General features: G+C 57.2%; 15 protein-coding genes. 1 reads left to right on the forward strand and 14 read right to left on the reverse strand.

Annotated features, from left to right (window positions below):
• Window positions 1-2: 2 nt before the first annotated feature.
• The 14 genes from wzyE to trxA form a co-directional block, all read right to left on the reverse strand.
• Window positions 3-1,349 carry an ECA oligosaccharide polymerase gene (wzyE, locus tag R0140_RS26135; RefSeq protein ID WP_004886822.1) on the reverse strand — a complete coding sequence of 449 codons (1,347 nt, stop codon included), beginning with the start codon at window positions 1,347-1,349 and terminating at the stop codon, window positions 3-5.
• Complete coding sequence (locus R0140_RS26140) at window positions 1,346-2,422, reverse strand: TDP-N-acetylfucosamine:lipid II N-acetylfucosaminyltransferase (protein ID WP_032734012.1); 1,077 nt, start codon at window positions 2,420-2,422, stop codon at window positions 1,346-1,348. Before R0140_RS26140 ends, wzyE begins: the two co-directional genes overlap by 4 nt.
• On the reverse strand, window positions 2,419-3,669 hold the full coding sequence (gene wzxE / locus R0140_RS26145; RefSeq protein ID WP_008807961.1) for a lipid III flippase WzxE: 1,251 nt from the start codon (window positions 3,667-3,669) through the stop codon (window positions 2,419-2,421). The genes R0140_RS26140 and wzxE overlap by 4 nt, the downstream gene beginning before the upstream one ends.
• Window position 3,670: 1 nt before the next feature.
• Window positions 3,671-4,801 carry a dTDP-4-amino-4,6-dideoxygalactose transaminase gene (gene rffA / locus R0140_RS26150; RefSeq protein WP_022065886.1) on the reverse strand — a complete coding sequence of 377 codons (1,131 nt, stop codon included), beginning with the start codon at window positions 4,799-4,801 and terminating at the stop codon, window positions 3,671-3,673.
• Between the two features lie 4 nt (window positions 4,802-4,805).
• Window positions 4,806-5,480, reverse strand: a complete 675-nt coding sequence (gene rffC, locus R0140_RS26155) for a dTDP-4-amino-4,6-dideoxy-D-galactose acyltransferase (RefSeq protein ID WP_008807963.1) — start codon at window positions 5,478-5,480, stop codon at window positions 4,806-4,808.
• Entirely contained in the window at window positions 5,458-6,339 is an 882-nt protein-coding gene (rfbA, locus tag R0140_RS26160) for a glucose-1-phosphate thymidylyltransferase RfbA (RefSeq protein ID WP_002883307.1), read from the reverse strand. Before rfbA ends, rffC begins: the two co-directional genes overlap by 23 nt.
• 18 nt (window positions 6,340-6,357) lie before the next feature.
• Entirely contained in the window at window positions 6,358-7,425 is a 1,068-nt protein-coding gene (gene rffG, locus R0140_RS26165) for a dTDP-glucose 4,6-dehydratase (protein ID WP_016160066.1), read from the reverse strand.
• Entirely contained in the window at window positions 7,422-8,684 is a 1,263-nt protein-coding gene (wecC, locus tag R0140_RS26170; protein WP_008807965.1) for a UDP-N-acetyl-D-mannosamine dehydrogenase, read from the reverse strand. The genes rffG and wecC overlap by 4 nt, the downstream gene beginning before the upstream one ends.
• Window positions 8,681-9,811, reverse strand: coding sequence for a non-hydrolyzing UDP-N-acetylglucosamine 2-epimerase (gene wecB, locus R0140_RS26175; protein WP_008807966.1), 1,131 nt, complete (start codon window positions 9,809-9,811; stop codon window positions 8,681-8,683). Before wecB ends, wecC begins: the two co-directional genes overlap by 4 nt.
• A gap of 56 nt (window positions 9,812-9,867) precedes the next feature.
• Window positions 9,868-10,914, reverse strand: coding sequence for an ECA polysaccharide chain length modulation protein (gene wzzE, locus R0140_RS26180; RefSeq protein ID WP_002883296.1), 1,047 nt, complete (start codon window positions 10,912-10,914; stop codon window positions 9,868-9,870).
• A 13-nt stretch (window positions 10,915-10,927) separates the two neighbouring features.
• A complete protein-coding gene (wecA, locus tag R0140_RS26185) occupies window positions 10,928-12,031 on the reverse strand; it encodes a UDP-N-acetylglucosamine--undecaprenyl-phosphate N-acetylglucosaminephosphotransferase (RefSeq protein WP_004886849.1) in 1,104 nt (367 codons plus the stop codon).
• Between the two features lie 241 nt (window positions 12,032-12,272).
• Window positions 12,273-13,532, reverse strand: coding sequence for a transcription termination factor Rho (gene rho, locus R0140_RS26190; protein ID WP_002883293.1), 1,260 nt, complete (start codon window positions 13,530-13,532; stop codon window positions 12,273-12,275).
• An 86-nt stretch (window positions 13,533-13,618) separates the two neighbouring features.
• Window positions 13,619-13,720, reverse strand: coding sequence for a rho operon leader peptide (locus tag R0140_RS27865; protein ID WP_049245627.1), 102 nt, complete (start codon window positions 13,718-13,720; stop codon window positions 13,619-13,621).
• Window positions 13,721-13,864: 144 nt separating this feature from the next.
• Entirely contained in the window at window positions 13,865-14,194 is a 330-nt protein-coding gene (gene trxA, locus R0140_RS26195) for a thioredoxin TrxA (protein ID WP_002883224.1), read from the reverse strand.
• Between the two features lie 341 nt (window positions 14,195-14,535).
• Between trxA and rhlB the strand changes: the two genes are divergently transcribed.
• Window positions 14,536-15,801: an ATP-dependent RNA helicase RhlB gene (rhlB, locus tag R0140_RS26200; RefSeq protein ID WP_008807968.1), complete on the forward strand. Its 1,266-nt coding sequence runs from the start codon at window positions 14,536-14,538 to the stop codon at window positions 15,799-15,801.
• Window positions 15,802-15,888 lie beyond the last annotated feature (87 nt).

Here is a 15,888-nt window from a genome sequence, read left to right on the forward strand (position 1 = left end):
TCTCAGACTTGCGGTTGCGAAAGCGGTTTTACGCGCTTATGAATCAGTCCCACGCTATCCAGGAACCAGTACAGCAATTTCGCCGCCAGCAAGCAGATACCAAAGATCACGAGGAAAAACACCACGCGGGAGCCGAACGAATCCAGACCCTCGCGCGCCAGCACTATCATGTTGAAGATAGCGCCGAAACAGAAACTGTGCAGGATAGCCGCTTTGTAACGATTGCTCTCCCGGTTGCCCAGCTCATACAGCCAGTCGAACCATTTAATAATCAACCCTACCGCCACTGCGCCCAGCGGCACAAACCAGACGCCGCCCATCACCACCAGCGAGCCAATCAGCGTCGGCGAAATCGCCAGCCCCGAATGGTTGTTTAACACCTCCCAGGTGAAGTAGTTGGCGGTATTGAGCACCATCGTCGGACGACCGTGCCACATCCAGCTGGGGATGAAGACGTAGAAATCGCGGATCATCGGCGCCAGCCCCTGGAAATCGATCTTGTCGTAGTTCTGCAGCAGCAGCGCCAGGTTTTCCCACGGTGAGAAGGTGTCGCGCGTGAGATACAGGAAGGTATAAAACGCTTCATCGCCGCTGACGTTCATCCCGTAGCGCTTCAGCGCCAGCCAGAACATGCCGACAATACCCAGCACGCCCGCCGCCGCCAGCATCCACAAGCTGATCCAGCCGCGAATAATACCGATGAACAGAAAGATGGCGAAGGCGATGATGATATTGGCGCGGGTCCCGCCGACAATGGCGTAGGTCAGCAAACCAAAGGCCACGGTGCTGACGAGGAAGAAGATCCACGCCTTATAATCCTGGCGCAGAAAATAAACCACCAGCATCGCCGGAATAAAGAAGTAAAAGAAGCGCTTCAACGCCACGCCGGACACTTCAGCAGAAAAAATCTGGCTGTAGGAGTTGAGCTTAAACAGCAGAAAGCCGTTGTGAGCGAAGAAGATGCCGACGCACAGCAGCGCCAGCCCCATCAGTATGCCCCACGCCAGATGGGTTTCCACCCGGTTCATGGTAAACAGCGGGCGATGCGCAACCTCGCGCGAGGCCGGGCGCAACCGCGTTTTATAGGTCACGTAGTAGATCGCGTAGAAGCATACCGCGATCAGCAGCGTCTGCAGCAAAATCTCCGGCGGCGCTACGCTGACGTCAAAGCGGAACACCAGAATACTGGTCAGCGGGAAGCCGAAGAAAAAGGTCAGCAGAAACAACAACGAGAAAAAGACGTTGAAGTTGAAGCGTACCCGGCGGAACTCAAACCAGGTGGCGGTGGCGATAAACAGGGTCGACAGCAGCCAGACCACCAGCAGCCCGCTAAATTGCATTAACGTCATGCCTGCCCCTCCGCCGCTAACCGTAGCGCCCGCTGCCAGCCCGTCAGATAGTTCGGCCGGAAGAAGGCGATAGTAGATTTATCCACGCTCGCCAGCTGACGCTGCGCTTCACGCACCACGCTGACGTCCAGCGCGTCGCTGGTGAACAGCACCGGCACATGCTGCTCGGTCATATCCTGCCAGAACGGGTTTTCCCGATTGAGCACGCAGGGGATGCCCGCCTGAATCAGCAGACACAGGGTGCCGATCCCCTGCTGGCGGGCAAACAGAAAATAGCCCAGATCGCAGCGGCGCAGCAGCGCCAGATAATCATTAAATTCAAGCTTCTCGCTGAGGATCTGCAGATGCGCATGGCTAAACAGCGCCGCCCCCGCCTCGCGCACCTCGTTGATATAGGCGTCGTTATTCGCCGGATAACCCATCGGCACGATGACATTCACCGTATCGCCAAACTGCTGATGGATAGCCTTCAGCGCGGCAATATGTTCATTGCTGCGATCCCCGGAGTTGCCGACCAGAATAGTCAAGGTATCACTGCGCGGGGCGTTATCGGCCAGGGTATTCAGCGCCGGATCCATACGGGTCGGGAAGTAGAGCAGCTCACCCGGCACACGCGGATGGCGGTTAGCGAACCAGCTGAGATCGCCGCGGGTGGCGAAAACGCGCCCTACTCGCCCCTGCGCCATGCGGCGTAGCGGATAGAACAGGCGAAACTTCAGGCTGGCAGAGTTTTCATACAGATCTGCCCCCCAGATATGCCAGTTAAACTGTGACGGGCGGATGCCGCCGCTCAACAGCGCCAGCCACAGCCCGGTATTAAACTGGCCGTGGAAGAAAAAGCGCTGCTGGCGGTTGGCTTTCGCGGTGGCAATCACTGCCTGCGCCAGCGCTTTCTTTCCTGGATAGCAGGTGATGTCCAGTGCCGGATATCCATCACGCACGCTGGCCTCATCACCGACGACCAAAAATCTCCGGGCCTGCGGGTCGGCGGCCAGTTCGTCGTTAAAGAACCGCAGTACGGTCTGGTTATGGTGCGGGATATCCGATCCCAGTACATGTATCAGTGCTGTCATGCCCGTTTACGCCAGAGTAAAAACACGCCACTACAGAGGGCGAAATAAACAATATACGTGGCCATATACGCCTGCGCCGCGCCAATTGCGCCGTGCGCCGGAATAAGCCAGTGTGAGAATGCGGTCAGCAGCGTGAACTGGCTGATTTCCGTCAGAATATAAAAACGTAGCGACGCTTTGGCGATCACCAGATAGCCGTAGACATAGGCGCCGACTTTTAAGACGTCGCCCACCAGCTGCCAGGCGAACAGGTCACGCATCGCGGTAAAGCGATCGGAAAACAGCAGCCAGATGGCAAAATCGCGCAGTAGCCAGACCGTCAGGCTTGCCGCCGCCACCGCCGGCAGAACGAATTTCAGCGATTTGGCAATCTCGCGGGTGATATCCGTTTTGGCGCTCAGCCGCGACAGCGTCGGCAGCAGATAGACGCTAAACGAGGCGGTAATAAACTGCAGGTAGGCATCGGAAATGCTGCTCACCCCCTGCCAAATCCCGACCGCCTCCCAGCCGTAATGCGCCGCCAGCAGATTACGCATCATCACATAGGCCACCGGCAGCGTCACCGAGGTTATGAGCGCCATCAGGGTAAATTTCGATAGCTGTCCCGCCAGACTGTTATCCCAGCGCGGGCGCAGGGCGCTCAGCGGTATATTACCCCGCCGCCAGAGCATGATGCCCGCCGGGATCACCACCAGCGCCGGCACTAACGCCAACCCCAACAGCGCCCCCTGGTAACCCCCGAAGTAGTAACAGGCATAATAGGCCGCGACGCCAATCAGGCTCCCGGCAATCAGCGAGAAGGCGTTACCCGCCGCATCGCGAAAGCCTTTCATCAGCGCCAGCAGGAAGTTCGCCCAGGCGATCCCCATCTGCACCAGCGCCACCAGGCGTACCAGCCCCTGATAGTGCGTATGGCCGAACAGCCCCTGGCTTATCGGCGCCGCCGCCAGTAAAAACACCAGCGCCAGCAGCGTGGAAAAGCCAAGCACCATAGCCGACGAGGTACCCACCACCTGTTTCAGACGTGGGGGATCGTCGTGATGCTGAGCCACCAGCTTCGTGACGCCGTTAAATATCCCGGCACCCGCCAGCACGCCGAGCACGGTGACCAGCTGCCGGAAGTTACCGGCCTGGCCAACGCCCGCCGGCCCAAACGAGACGGCCAGCAGCTTGACGACCAGCAGACCGGCGCCGATTTTGACCAGCGTCGATGCCGCCGTCCACAGTGAGGCTTTTGCTAACGACATATCAGGAGAAATAGCTCAGCAGCGAGTTAATCACCGTCCGCTGGTTCACCAGAGAGAGATTGTAAAACAGCGGCAGGCGCACCAGGCGCTCGCTCTCCAGGGTGGTGTAGCGGTCTTCACCGTGGAACTCGCCGAAGTGTTCTCCGGCCGGGCAGCTGTGCAACGGAATATAATGGAATACCGCGAGGATCTCCGCCTCTTTCAGCCAGGCGATCAGCCTGCTGCGATCCTCGATATCACGCAGCTTTATGTAGAACATGTGCGCATTTTGCCCACAGTCGGCCGGAACCGTCGGCAGTTCGATACGCCCCGCACGCGCCAGCGGCAGCAGCGCATCGTGATAGTTCTGCCACAGCGCCAGGCGCTGCTGGTTGATCCGCTCCGCCGCTTCCAGCTGCGCCCACAGATAGGCGGCCTGCAGGTCGGACATCAGATAGCTGGAGCCAATATCGCGCCAGGTATATTTATCCACCAGACCGCGAAAGAACTGGCTGCGGTTGGTACCTTTTTCACGAATGATCTCCGCGCGTTCCACCAGTGTGCGATCGTTGATAAGCGTCGCCCCGCCCTCACCGCCGGCGGTGTAGTTTTTGGTTTCATGGAAGCTGAAGCAGCCGATATGGCCGATGGTGCCCAGCGCACGCCCCTTATAGGTAGACATCACCCCCTGCGCGGCGTCTTCCACCACAAACAGGTTGTATTTGTCGGCAATGGCCATGATGGTGTCCATCTCGCAGGCTACGCCGGCATAGTGCACCGGGACAATCGCCCGGGTTTTATCGGTGATGGCGGCTTCGATAAGCGTTTCATCGATATTCATCGTATCGCGGCGGATATCAACGAAGACGATTTTCGCCCCACGCAGCACAAAGGCGTTGGCGGTAGAGACAAAGGTATAGCTGGGCATAATCACTTCGTCGCCCGGCTGGATATCCAGCAGCAGCGCGGCCATCTCCAGCGAAGCCGTGCAGGAAGGCGTCAGCAGCGCTTTTGCCGTGCCAAATCGCTGCTCCATCCACTGCTGGCAGCGGCGCGTAAAACCGCCGTCGCCGCACAGCTTGCCGCTGTTCATCGCAGACTGCATGTAATCAAGCTCGGTTCCAACCACCGGCGGCGCGTTAAATGGGATCATGGGGTCACCTGTATAGCCAGTAGGCGGTGCTTTCCACGTTAGCACCGCTGAGAATATAACGTTTAAGCGCGGCGGTGTTGCCCATCTGGGTCGCCACCCGCAGTGTAGAAAGTCCGCGCGAGGCAGCCCAGTGCTGCGCCGCCTGCATCAGTTGCGCCCCGGCGCCGCGCCCGGCCAGAAGGCCAATACGCGCCTCGGTCGCGTTGAGCTGGCGCAGAGAGACAAAGGCGCGAATATCGCCCTCAGGATGGCGGTAAATCAGGCACTGATGATCGAAGGTGCCGCGCACCGCATTTTCAATCCACTGGGCATAGAAGCGGCCGCTGGCATCGGCAGCGTACCAGGGCGCGCGAAAGCGGCTCATGGCAAAGGCCTGTGCCGCCAGCTCGCGCAGCGGCGCAATATCCGCTTCCACGGCGACGTCGGCGCCCGCATCAGCAGGGTTGCCCACCGGTAGCGCCAGATCGACTTCGCCTTCCACCAGCTGAAAACCCAGCTGCTGTAGCGCGTCCAGCCGGACGGTGTCGCTGGCGGCCACCTTCGCCTGCACCCGCGACCACCCCGCCAGCGCCTCAGGCGTCAGCCGCGGCGCACGTTCATCAAAGTGAACGATGGCGCTGTTAACGGCAAAGAAGCGGTTCTCCCACTCCAGGGGATCAATACTGGCGCGGACGGGCACGGAGCAGATCCAGCAGGTATTGGCCGTAGCCGGTTTTTTCCAGCCGCTTCGCGGCGCGTTTGACGCCATCATCGTCCAGCCAGCCGTTACGCCAGCCGATCTCTTCCAGACAGGCGATTTTAAAGCCCTGGCGCTTCTCGACGGTCTGCACGAACATGCTGGCCTCGATCAGGCTATCGTGCGTGCCGGTGTCCAGCCAGGCAAAACCGCGCCCGAGGAGCTCGACGGTCAATGCGCCATCCTCAAGGTACATCTGGTTGATGGAGGTGATTTCCAGCTCGCCGCGCTCGGACGGCTTGACCCGTTTGGCATACTCCGTCACCTTGCCATCGTAGAAATAGAGACCGGTGACCGCCCAGTTCGACTTCGGCTGCTTCGGCTTCTCTTCCAGTGACAGCGCGCGGAAGTTGTCATCAAACTCCACCACGCCAAAGCGCTCAGGATCCATCACCTGATAGCCAAAAATCGTCGCCCCTTCCGTGCGGGCAGCCACGCTGCGCAGCTTCGGGCTAAAGCTCTGGCCGAAGAAAATATTGTCGCCTAGCACCAGACATGCCGGTTCGCCGTTAAGAAAGGCTTCGCCGATGATAAACGCCTGGGCTAAACCATCCGGCGTCGGCTGTACGGCATAGTGCAGCGCAATGCCAAACTCTGAGCCATCGCCGAGCAGGCGCTGGAAATCACGTAGGTCGTCCGGCGTGGTGATGATCAGGATCTCACGTATCCCGGCCAGCATTAATACCGACAGCGGGTAGTAGATCATCGGCTTGTCGTAGATCGGCAACAACTGCTTCGATACGCCGCGGGTGATGGGATGCAGTCGCGTTCCGGAACCGCCCGCCAGAATAATACCTTTCATCATTCCCCCCAGAGATGATTAGCCTTGCAGCCCAAGACGCTCGCCCTGATAGCTTCCATCCTGAACCTGGCGCCACCAGCTCTCGTTCGCCAGATACCACGCCACGGTCTTACGCATACCGGAAGTAAAGGTCTCTGCCGGCGTCCAGCCCAGCTCGCGGGCAATCTTCGAGGCATCAATGGCATAGCGCAGATCGTGGCCCGGACGATCGGCTACGAAGGTGATCAGATCGTGATAGTGCGCCACGCTTTGCGGTTTATGCGGCGCCAGCTCTTCCAGCAGCTGACAAATGGTTTCCACCACCTCGATATTTTTACGTTCGTTATGACCGCCGATATTGTAAGTTTCGCCCGGTTCGCCGCGGGTCGCCACCAGATACAGCGCTCTGGCGTGATCTTCCACGTACAGCCAGTCGCGGATCTGCTGCCCATTGCCATACACCGGCAGCGGCTTGCCCGCCAGCGCGTTGAGGATCGTCAGCGGGATCAGCTTCTCGGGGAAGTGATACGGGCCGTAGTTATTGGAGCAGTTGGTGATAAGCGTCGGCAGGCCATAGGTCCGCAGCCAGGCGCGCACCAGGTGGTCGCTGCTGGCTTTCGAGGCCGAATAGGGGCTGCTTGGCGCATAGGGCGTGGTCTCGGTAAAGAAATCCTCGCTGCCGTGCAGATCGCCATACACTTCGTCGGTCGAGATATGGTGAAAACGGAACGCCGATTTTTTCTCCGTGGCCAGGGTATTCCACCAGCTGCGGGCCGCCTCCAGTAGCGTATAGGTGCCTACGATATTGGTTTCGATAAACGCCGCCGGGCCGTCAATCGAACGATCGACGTGGCTTTCCGCCGCCAGGTGCATCACCGTATCTGGTTGATGCTGACGGAAAATACGGTCCAGCTCGCCGCGGTCGCAGATATCCACCTGTTCAAAGGCGAAACGCGCATCCTGCGCCACTGGCGCCAGCGACATTAAATTGCCGGCATAGGTCAGTTTATCCACCACCACTACGCGATCGGCGGTGTGCTGGATAATCTCCCGCACCACCGCCGAACCAATAAAGCCCGCGCCGCCGGTGACCAGAATGGTTCTCACCGCCACACTCCTTTGGTGTCGATGATATACGCCTGGGTGACGCTATCGCCGCTAACGGCTTTGAATTCATTATGATCGACCAGCATCACCAGCACATCGGCGCTGGCCAGCGCCGCATCGAGGGTCGCCAGCGTACACAGTCCATCGAGTTTCTTCGGCAGCGCGTGAATGTTGGGCTCAACCACCTGCGTCGTGCCGCTGTGCCAGCGGGCAATCTGCGCGGCAATTTCCATCGCCGGGCTTTCGCGCAGGTCGTCAATATTCGGCTTAAAGGCGAGGCCAAAACAGGCGATCGTCAGTTCGCTGGCCCGTTTGTTGGTGGCATTCAGGCAGTCCGCGACCTGCGCTTTCACCTGTTCGATAACCCATTCGGGCTTATGGTCGTTGACCTCGCGAGCGGTGCGGATCAGACGCGCCTGCTGCGGGTTTTGCGCCACGATAAACCACGGGTCGACGGCGATGCAGTGGCCGCCGACGCCCGGGCCCGGCTGCAGGATATTGACGCGCGGATGGCGGTTTGCCAGGCGGATCAGCTCCCAGACGTTAATGCCCTGGTCGGCGCAAATCAGCGACAGTTCGTTGGCAAAGGCGATGTTGACGTCGCGGAAGCTGTTTTCCGTCAGCTTACACATCTCGGCGGTGCGCGAGTTGGTCACCACGCATTCACCTTCGAGGAAAATTTTATACAGCTCGCTGGCGCGCGCCGAGCAGACCGGCGACATGCCGCCGATAACGCGATCGTTTTTAATCAGCTCGACCATCACCTGACCGGGCAATACCCGCTCCGGGCAGTAGGCGATATTCACGTCAGCGGCGTCGCCCGCCTGCTGAGGGAAGCTGAGGTCCGGGCGCATCTCCGCCAGCCAGCCGGCCATCTGCTCAGTCGAACCCACCGGCGAGGTGGACTCCAGGATCACCAGCGACCCTTTCTTTAACGTCGGCGCAATGGATTTAGCGGCCGACTCGACAAACACCATATCCGGCTCGTGGCGATCTTTAAACGGCGTCGGCACGGCAATCAGGTAGGCATCCGCCTCCACCGGGGTGGTGGTGGCGCTTAAATAACCCTGTTCGACCGCGGTCTTCACCACGCTCGCCAGATCCGGCTCCACGATATGAATCTCTCCACGGTTAATGGTCTCCACGGCATGTTGATTAACATCAACGCCGACCACCCGCTTCTGCCGGGAGGCGAACGCGGCAGCGGTTGGCAGCCCGATATAGCCAAGGCCAATCACTGAAATGGTAGAAAAACTCATAACGTTACCTGATTATTTTTAAGTGCAGACAAAATTCGACGACATGCTTCACCATCGCCATAGGGATTATGCGCGCGGCTCATCGCCTGGTATGCGGCATCATCCTGCAGCAGTCGCGTGACTTCCGCCACGATGCGCTGGCTGTCGGTGCCGACCAGGCACACGGTGCCAGCGGCCACCGCTTCCGGACGTTCGGTCATATCGCGCATGACCAGTACCGGTTTCCCGAGAGAAGGGGCCTCTTCCTGAATGCCGCCGGAATCGGTCAGGATCAGCCAGGCCCGATCCATCAGCCAGACGAACGGCAGGTAGTCCTGCGGTTCAATCAACATCACATTGTCAATATGACCGAGAATACGATTCACCGGCTCGCTGACGTTAGGATTCAGGTGAACCGGATAGACAATCTGCACCTCAGGGTGGGTATGGGCTATCTCCGCCAGCGCCTGGCAGATCTGTTCAAAGCCGAGCCCAAAGCTTTCCCGCCGGTGGCCGGTAACCAGAATCATCTTTTTACCGTGGCTGATGAAAGGATAGCGCTGCAGCAGGGTCTCCCGTAGCGCTTCATCACCCAGAACCCGATCCCGCACCCAGAACAGGGCGTCAATGACCGTATTCCCGGTGACCGTGATGCGACTGTCGGCAATATTTTCCCGTAGCAGGTTCTGCCGCGAGGTTTCCGTGGGGGCGAAATGGTATGTCGCCAGATGGCCGGTCAACGTACGGTTGCCTTCTTCCGGCCACGGCGAACTTAAATCGCCAGTGCGCAGGCCGGCCTCTACGTGGCCCACCGGTATCCGCTGATAAAACGCCGCCAGGCTCGCCGCCATGGTGGTCGTGGTATCGCCATGCACCAGCACCACGTCGGGTTTAAACGACTCCAGCACCGGCTTCAGCCCCTCAAGGATGCGACAGGTGATCTCGGTCAGCCCCTGCCCCGGCTTCATGATGTTGAGATCGTAGTCCGGGACAATAGAGAAAAGTTTCAACACCTGATCGAGCATCTCCCGATGCTGCGCGGTCACGCATACTTTCGCCTCAAAATGAGGATCCTTTGCCAGCGCATGGACCAGAGGCGCCATCTTGATGGCTTCCGGCCTCGTGCCAAATACAGTTAGTACTTTCACATCGATTCTCTTCGATTAGGCGATGAAGGTCATCTGCCCTTCACCACAGGCCGCAATCACAGGACACGACGACGTGATAACGCCACGCCTGCGCCGATGAGCGCACCCACAATTCCCCACATCACCATCAGAAATACACGGCGCGGGCTATCGCGTTTTACAGGTTCTTCCGGCGTCCGCAAATACCGGTAAGTCTGAAAACGCGGATCTAACGTTGGACCGACGTTCAACGTGCTCAGCATGGCGCGGTTCTGGTCGTAATCGAGGTCATATTCCGGCCCGACGGCCTGCAGGTTTTCCAGCCTGGCCTGCAGCATCGGCCTGCCCAATAAAAATAGCTCTGAATCCGGCAACTGATCGGCAGGAACATCCGTTTCGCTGCGTGAAATATTGTGCTGCTGGGCCACCTTCAGCGCCTGCTCCACGCTGTGCGTCCGACGGTTGAAGATGGCCTCGGCCACCTCTTCCTGGCGCTTCACCTGCGCTTTCATTTGCACGGTCCGCGCCGCCCAGGCGCCTTTGAGTTCGTCATTAAGATGGCCTGCCGCCCGCTGGCTGGCGAAAGCCACATACTGACGCAACAGATTATTGGCATCCTGCCCGGTCTCGGCAGTCAGTTTGACGCTGTCGTTAATGCTCTTGGCCGCATCGCCTGGCATAAACTGGATATTGTTAATCAGGTCATCCAGCATCGCCGCATCCGCGCGGGCATTACCCGACTGACGCTGCTTGTAGTAGTCCGTTTGTAGCCAGAAATCGCGCCGGGTATCCCAGGAGGCCAGCTGCATGATGAACTCTTTATACGCTTCATCCATGGCGGAAGGCTGATCCACCGAGGCAAGGTCGGCTTTAATGTCCAGATTGCGTAAGAACTGCTGCTGGGAATAGTACCCCCCCAACATATTGACAGTAGGCCGATCGGTGATCGCCGTGGCGCTCCACTCCTGGCGAGCAAAAAAGGTATATACCAGCACGATGGCGGCGAAGAGTACGGCGCCGCCGACTATCCAGCCTTTTCCTGCCCATAAAGCGCGAAACAGCCCGCGAATATCCAGCTCGTTCTCAACGTTCACTGCTTGTGCTCCCGGTAATGGTTGAGTCATCACATCCCCAGCTTTACTTGGTTAGTTTCGGATTATTGCCGCTGTGTCGCCGAATTCTGCGTCTGATGCGCTTAACCAGGCGCGCCACTTTCCAGGCGCGCTTAATACAGTAGCCATAAAGGAAGAAGGCTACCAAAAAGAGAATTAACATCACCCATTCCGGCACAATGCGGGTGTATTCCGCCGCGACGCCAACCAGCGCCAGCAGGGCGGCGGCCAGGGTAATCAGGACGAACGCCTGACGGGAAGTAAAGCCGGCGCGCATGATCAAATGATGAATATGCTGACGGTCCGGAGAGAAAGGACTCATGCCTTTGCGCAGGCGGCGATACATAATCGCCACCATGTCCATCAACGGGATAGCGATAATCCACAGCGCGGTCACCGGGCTAATGGGATGTGTTTTACCTTGCGTGGTTTCCAGCAGGATCCAGATAATGGTGAAGCCAATCATCGTGCTGCCGGCGTCACCCATAAAGACTTTATAGCGGCGGCCGAGGGCGCCAAGATTGAGAAGAATATAGGGCAGAATGGCGGCGATCATCGCGAAACACCACATCGCCAGGCTGTACTGACCATCAAACCAGAGGATGATCCCAGTCGCCGCAAAGGAGACCGATGACAGACCGCCGAGCAGGCCGTCGATCCCGTCGACCATGTTAAACGCATTGATGGCAGCCCACACGGCAAACAGCGTCAGGAAGAAGCCGAAAGGCCCCAGCACCAGCTCCCACGAGCCAAAAATAAAGCCGAGACTACTCAGATGCAGATTCCCTGCCATCATCATAATCACGGCGATCGCAGCCTGTATGACTGCGCGAATTTTCACGCTGATATCGAAGCGATCGTCAAGCGCGCCAACCAGCACCAATACCCCCGCGCAGGCCAGATACAGCGAGGCGTGAGGAATATAATAATCGGCGATGGCGAAAGTAAAACAGATGCCTGCATAAACTGAGATACCACCGACCAACGGAATCAACCCCTGATGCCGTTTGCGATAGTTTGGTTTATCCACCAACCCGATCTTTTTTGCCACTTTCCGCGCGACAAAAATAAAGAGGGTCGTGAATAAGAAAATACTGATTAATTCAGTAATAGCAGTGAGTAAATTCACAACGCATGTGCTCTCAGCATAGTTAATCCGGGAAGTATAGCGATGATGCCCCAACTCCAGAAGGGGAAAAGCAGAACATTACAAATTTATTGTATAGATTTTAGTCTGTTAAAGCTGTCTCCGCCTGCTATCCGGCGCCATTATACGACAACTTTCGTCCCGCTTTCTCTGTCTCTGGATCATACAAACCCAAAAATGAAAACGCCACGCAAAGGCGTGGCGTTTTTGGCTTTTTTTTACCTTACGAGCGCTTCATCATATCGAAGAAGTCATCATTCGTCTTGGTCATCGCCAGCTTGTTAATGAGGAATTCCATTGCATCGATCTCACCCATCGGATGAATAATTTTGCGCAGGATCCACATTTTCTGCAGCTCTTCCTGAGTGGTGAGCAGTTCTTCTTTACGGGTACCGGAACGGTTGTAATCGATAGCCGGGAAGACGCGTTTTTCGGCAATCTTACGAGAGAGGTGCAGCTCCATGTTACCGGTGCCTTTAAACTCTTCGTAGATCACTTCGTCCATTTTGGAGCCGGTGTCAATCAGCGCCGTGGCGATGATGGTCAGGCTGCCGCCCTCTTCGACGTTACGTGCCGCACCGAAGAAACGCTTCGGACGGTGCAGGGCGTTGGCGTCCACACCACCGGTCAGGACTTTACCAGAAGCCGGTACCACGGTGTTGTAGGCTCGCGCCAGACGAGTAATGGAGTCGAGCAGGATGATAACGTCTTTCTTGTGTTCAACCAGACGTTTTGCTTTCTCGATAACCATCTCGGCAACCTGCACGTGGCGGGATGCCGGCTCGTCAAAGGTGGAAGCAACCACTTCACCTTTCACCAGACGCTGCATCTCGGTCACCTCTTCCGGACGTTCGTCGATCAGCAGCACCATCAGCACGCAGTCCGGGTGGTTGTAAGCGATGCTCTGCGCGATGTTCTGCAGCAGCATCGTTTTACCGGCTTTCGGCGGCGCGACAATCAGACCACGCTGGCCGCGGCCAATCGGGGAGGCCAGATCCAGTACGCGAGCGGTTAAGTCTTCGGTAGAACCGTTACCACGTTCCATACGCAGGCGAGAATTCGCGTGCAGCGGCGTTAAGTTCTCGAACAGGATCTTGTTACGCGCGTTTTCCGGCTTGTCGTAGTTAACTTCGTTAACTTTCAACAGTGCAAAGTAACGCTCACCCTCTTTCGGAGGACGAATCTTACCGGAAATGGTGTCACCAGTGCGAAGGTTGAAACGGCGGATTTGGCTGGGGGATACGTAGATGTCGTCAGGGCCGGCGAGGTAGGAGCTGTCTGCGGAGCGGAGGAATCCAAATCCATCCTGCAGTATCTCCAGTACGCCGTCGCCAAAGATATCTTCGCCACTCTTCGAATGCTGCTTGAGGATGGCAAAAATAATATCCTGCTTACGCATACGAGCCAGGTTTTCCAGCCCCATATTTTCGCCGAGAGTAATCAGCTCAGAAACCGGCGTATTCTTTAATTCGGTAAGATTCATAGTGGTGTGGGTTCTTAAACTCGGGGTAAATCTCGAACTTAATGTTGTGAATGGTATGGCAGGAACATCCATGCCTGTTAGCGGCTTCATCTCGTGTCTGTACGTTGCCTGGTCACAGGAAAGAACGCAGAACTGAAACGACAAGACGGAATGAGTGATAAGCCCGGAATTATTAGCCTCACGCGCATCGTCTGCGGGACGCTTTGGGTAAAACAAGATTCAAACAATAGGTATGTTTAAAACGAAGTCTGTGGATTAACTTAGCACGACTCCTGCCGGGCGTCCAGAGTTCCGCAAAAAATAGGAATCTGGACGCCGGACCAGCAATTCGCTTACGCCAGGTTGGCGTCGAGGAACTCTTTCAGCTGACCCTTGGACAGTGCGCCAACTTTAGTGGCCGCCACTTCGCCGTTTTTGAACAGCAGCAGGGTTGGGATACCGCGAATGCCGTATTTCGGCGCGGTGCCCGGGTTCTGGTCGATGTTCAGCTTAGCTACGGTCAGTTTGCCCTGATACTCTTCAGCGATCTCATCCAGAATCGGGGCGATCATTTTGCACGGACCACACCACTCTGCCCAGAAATCGACGAGGGTCAGCCCGTCAGCCTTGAGTACGTCCGTGTCAAAACTGTCGTCAGTCAGGTGAATAATTTTATCGCTCATATTTAACTCCACAGGAATAAGCCTGGTGTGTTGGTGTCGTAGCCATCAACGACGTGCTGCGGCTACGTTATGCACGCTATTCTTCAGGATACCTCAATTCTCTGGGCTGCCAACTGGCGCAATCCATCATGGACTCGCCTGTTGACGCCAGGGTGCCCGAACGCGAACTGCATGCTGCAGATTTATCGCTCCCGACTCGCTTAGTAGTCTAAGCTATCCTGGATTCGTTCAGTTACCGTAGACGTACCTTGAATAATTTCGTACACCGCCAACGAAAGGTTGACGTTATTTCACCGGATACGCTTTCTTAATGCAATAGTTAGCTGATATTCTACCACACTATGAGCAAAACACATTTAACAGAACAGAAGTTTTCCGACTTCGCCCTGCACCCGGCAGTCATTGAAGCCCTTGAAAAGAAAGGGTTTCATAATTGCACACCCATTCAGGCCCTCGCCCTTCCGCTGACGCTGGAAGGCCGCGATGTCGCCGGGCAGGCGCAAACCGGTACCGGTAAAACGATGGCGTTCCTGACGTCAACGTTTCATTATCTTCTCTCTCACCCGGCTATCGCCGATCGCCAGGTTAACCAACCGCGCGCGCTAATTATGGCACCAACGCGTGAACTGGCGGTACAGATCCACGCGGATGCTGAACCGCTGGCGCAGGCCACCGGTCTGAAGCTGGGTCTGGCTTACGGCGGCGACGGCTACGACAAGCAGCTGAAAGTGCTGGAAAGCGGTGTCGATATTCTGATCGGTACCACTGGTCGTCTGATCGATTACGCGAAACAGAACCACATTAACCTCGGCGCCATTCAGGTCGTCGTACTGGACGAAGCCGATCGCATGTACGATCTCGGCTTTATTAAAGATATCCGCTGGCTGTTCCGCCGCATGCCGCCGGCGACGCAGCGCCTGAACATGCTGTTCTCCGCGACTCTTTCTTATCGCGTTCGCGAACTAGCGTTCGAGCAGATGAACAACGCCGAATATGTCGAAGTGGAACCGGAACAGAAAACGGGCCACCGTATTAAAGAAGAGCTGTTCTACCCTTCCAACGAAGAAAAAATGCGCCTGCTGCAGACGCTGCTGGAAGAAGAGTGGCCCGATCGCGCCATCATCTTCGCCAACACCAAGCACCGTTGTGAAGATATCTGGGGTCATCTCGCCGCTGACGGCCATCGTGTAGGTCTGCTGACCGGCGACGTGGCGCAGAAAAAGCGTCTGCGTATTCTCGACGAATTTACTCGTGGCGATCTCGATATTCTGGTCGCAACTGACGTTGCTGCGCGCGGCTTACATATTCCGGCCGTGACCCACGTCTTTAACTACGATCTGCCGGACGACTGCGAAGATTACGTTCACCGCATCGGCCGCACCGGCCGCGCTGGCGCCAGCGGCAACTCTATCAGCCTCGCCTGCGAAGAGTACGCGCTGAACCTGCCGGCAATCGAAACCTATATTGGTCACTCGATCCCGGTCAGTAAGTACAACCCGGACGCGCTGATGACCGACCTGCCTAAGCCGCTGCGTCTGACCCGTGCGCGCCCAGGCAACGGCCCGCGCCGCAACGGTCCACCGCGCAATCGTCGTCGTTCAGGTTAAGAAATCTATGCCATACGCTCAATCATTCAGAATCAGCCAGGGCGACCTTCCTCTGGCAACCCGCTCAGTGATGTGGACCGGGCTTAA

This window comes from Klebsiella sp. w6 (assembly GCF_033100215.1).
Taxonomy (GTDB): Bacteria; Pseudomonadota; Gammaproteobacteria; order Enterobacterales; family Enterobacteriaceae; genus Klebsiella; species Klebsiella variicola.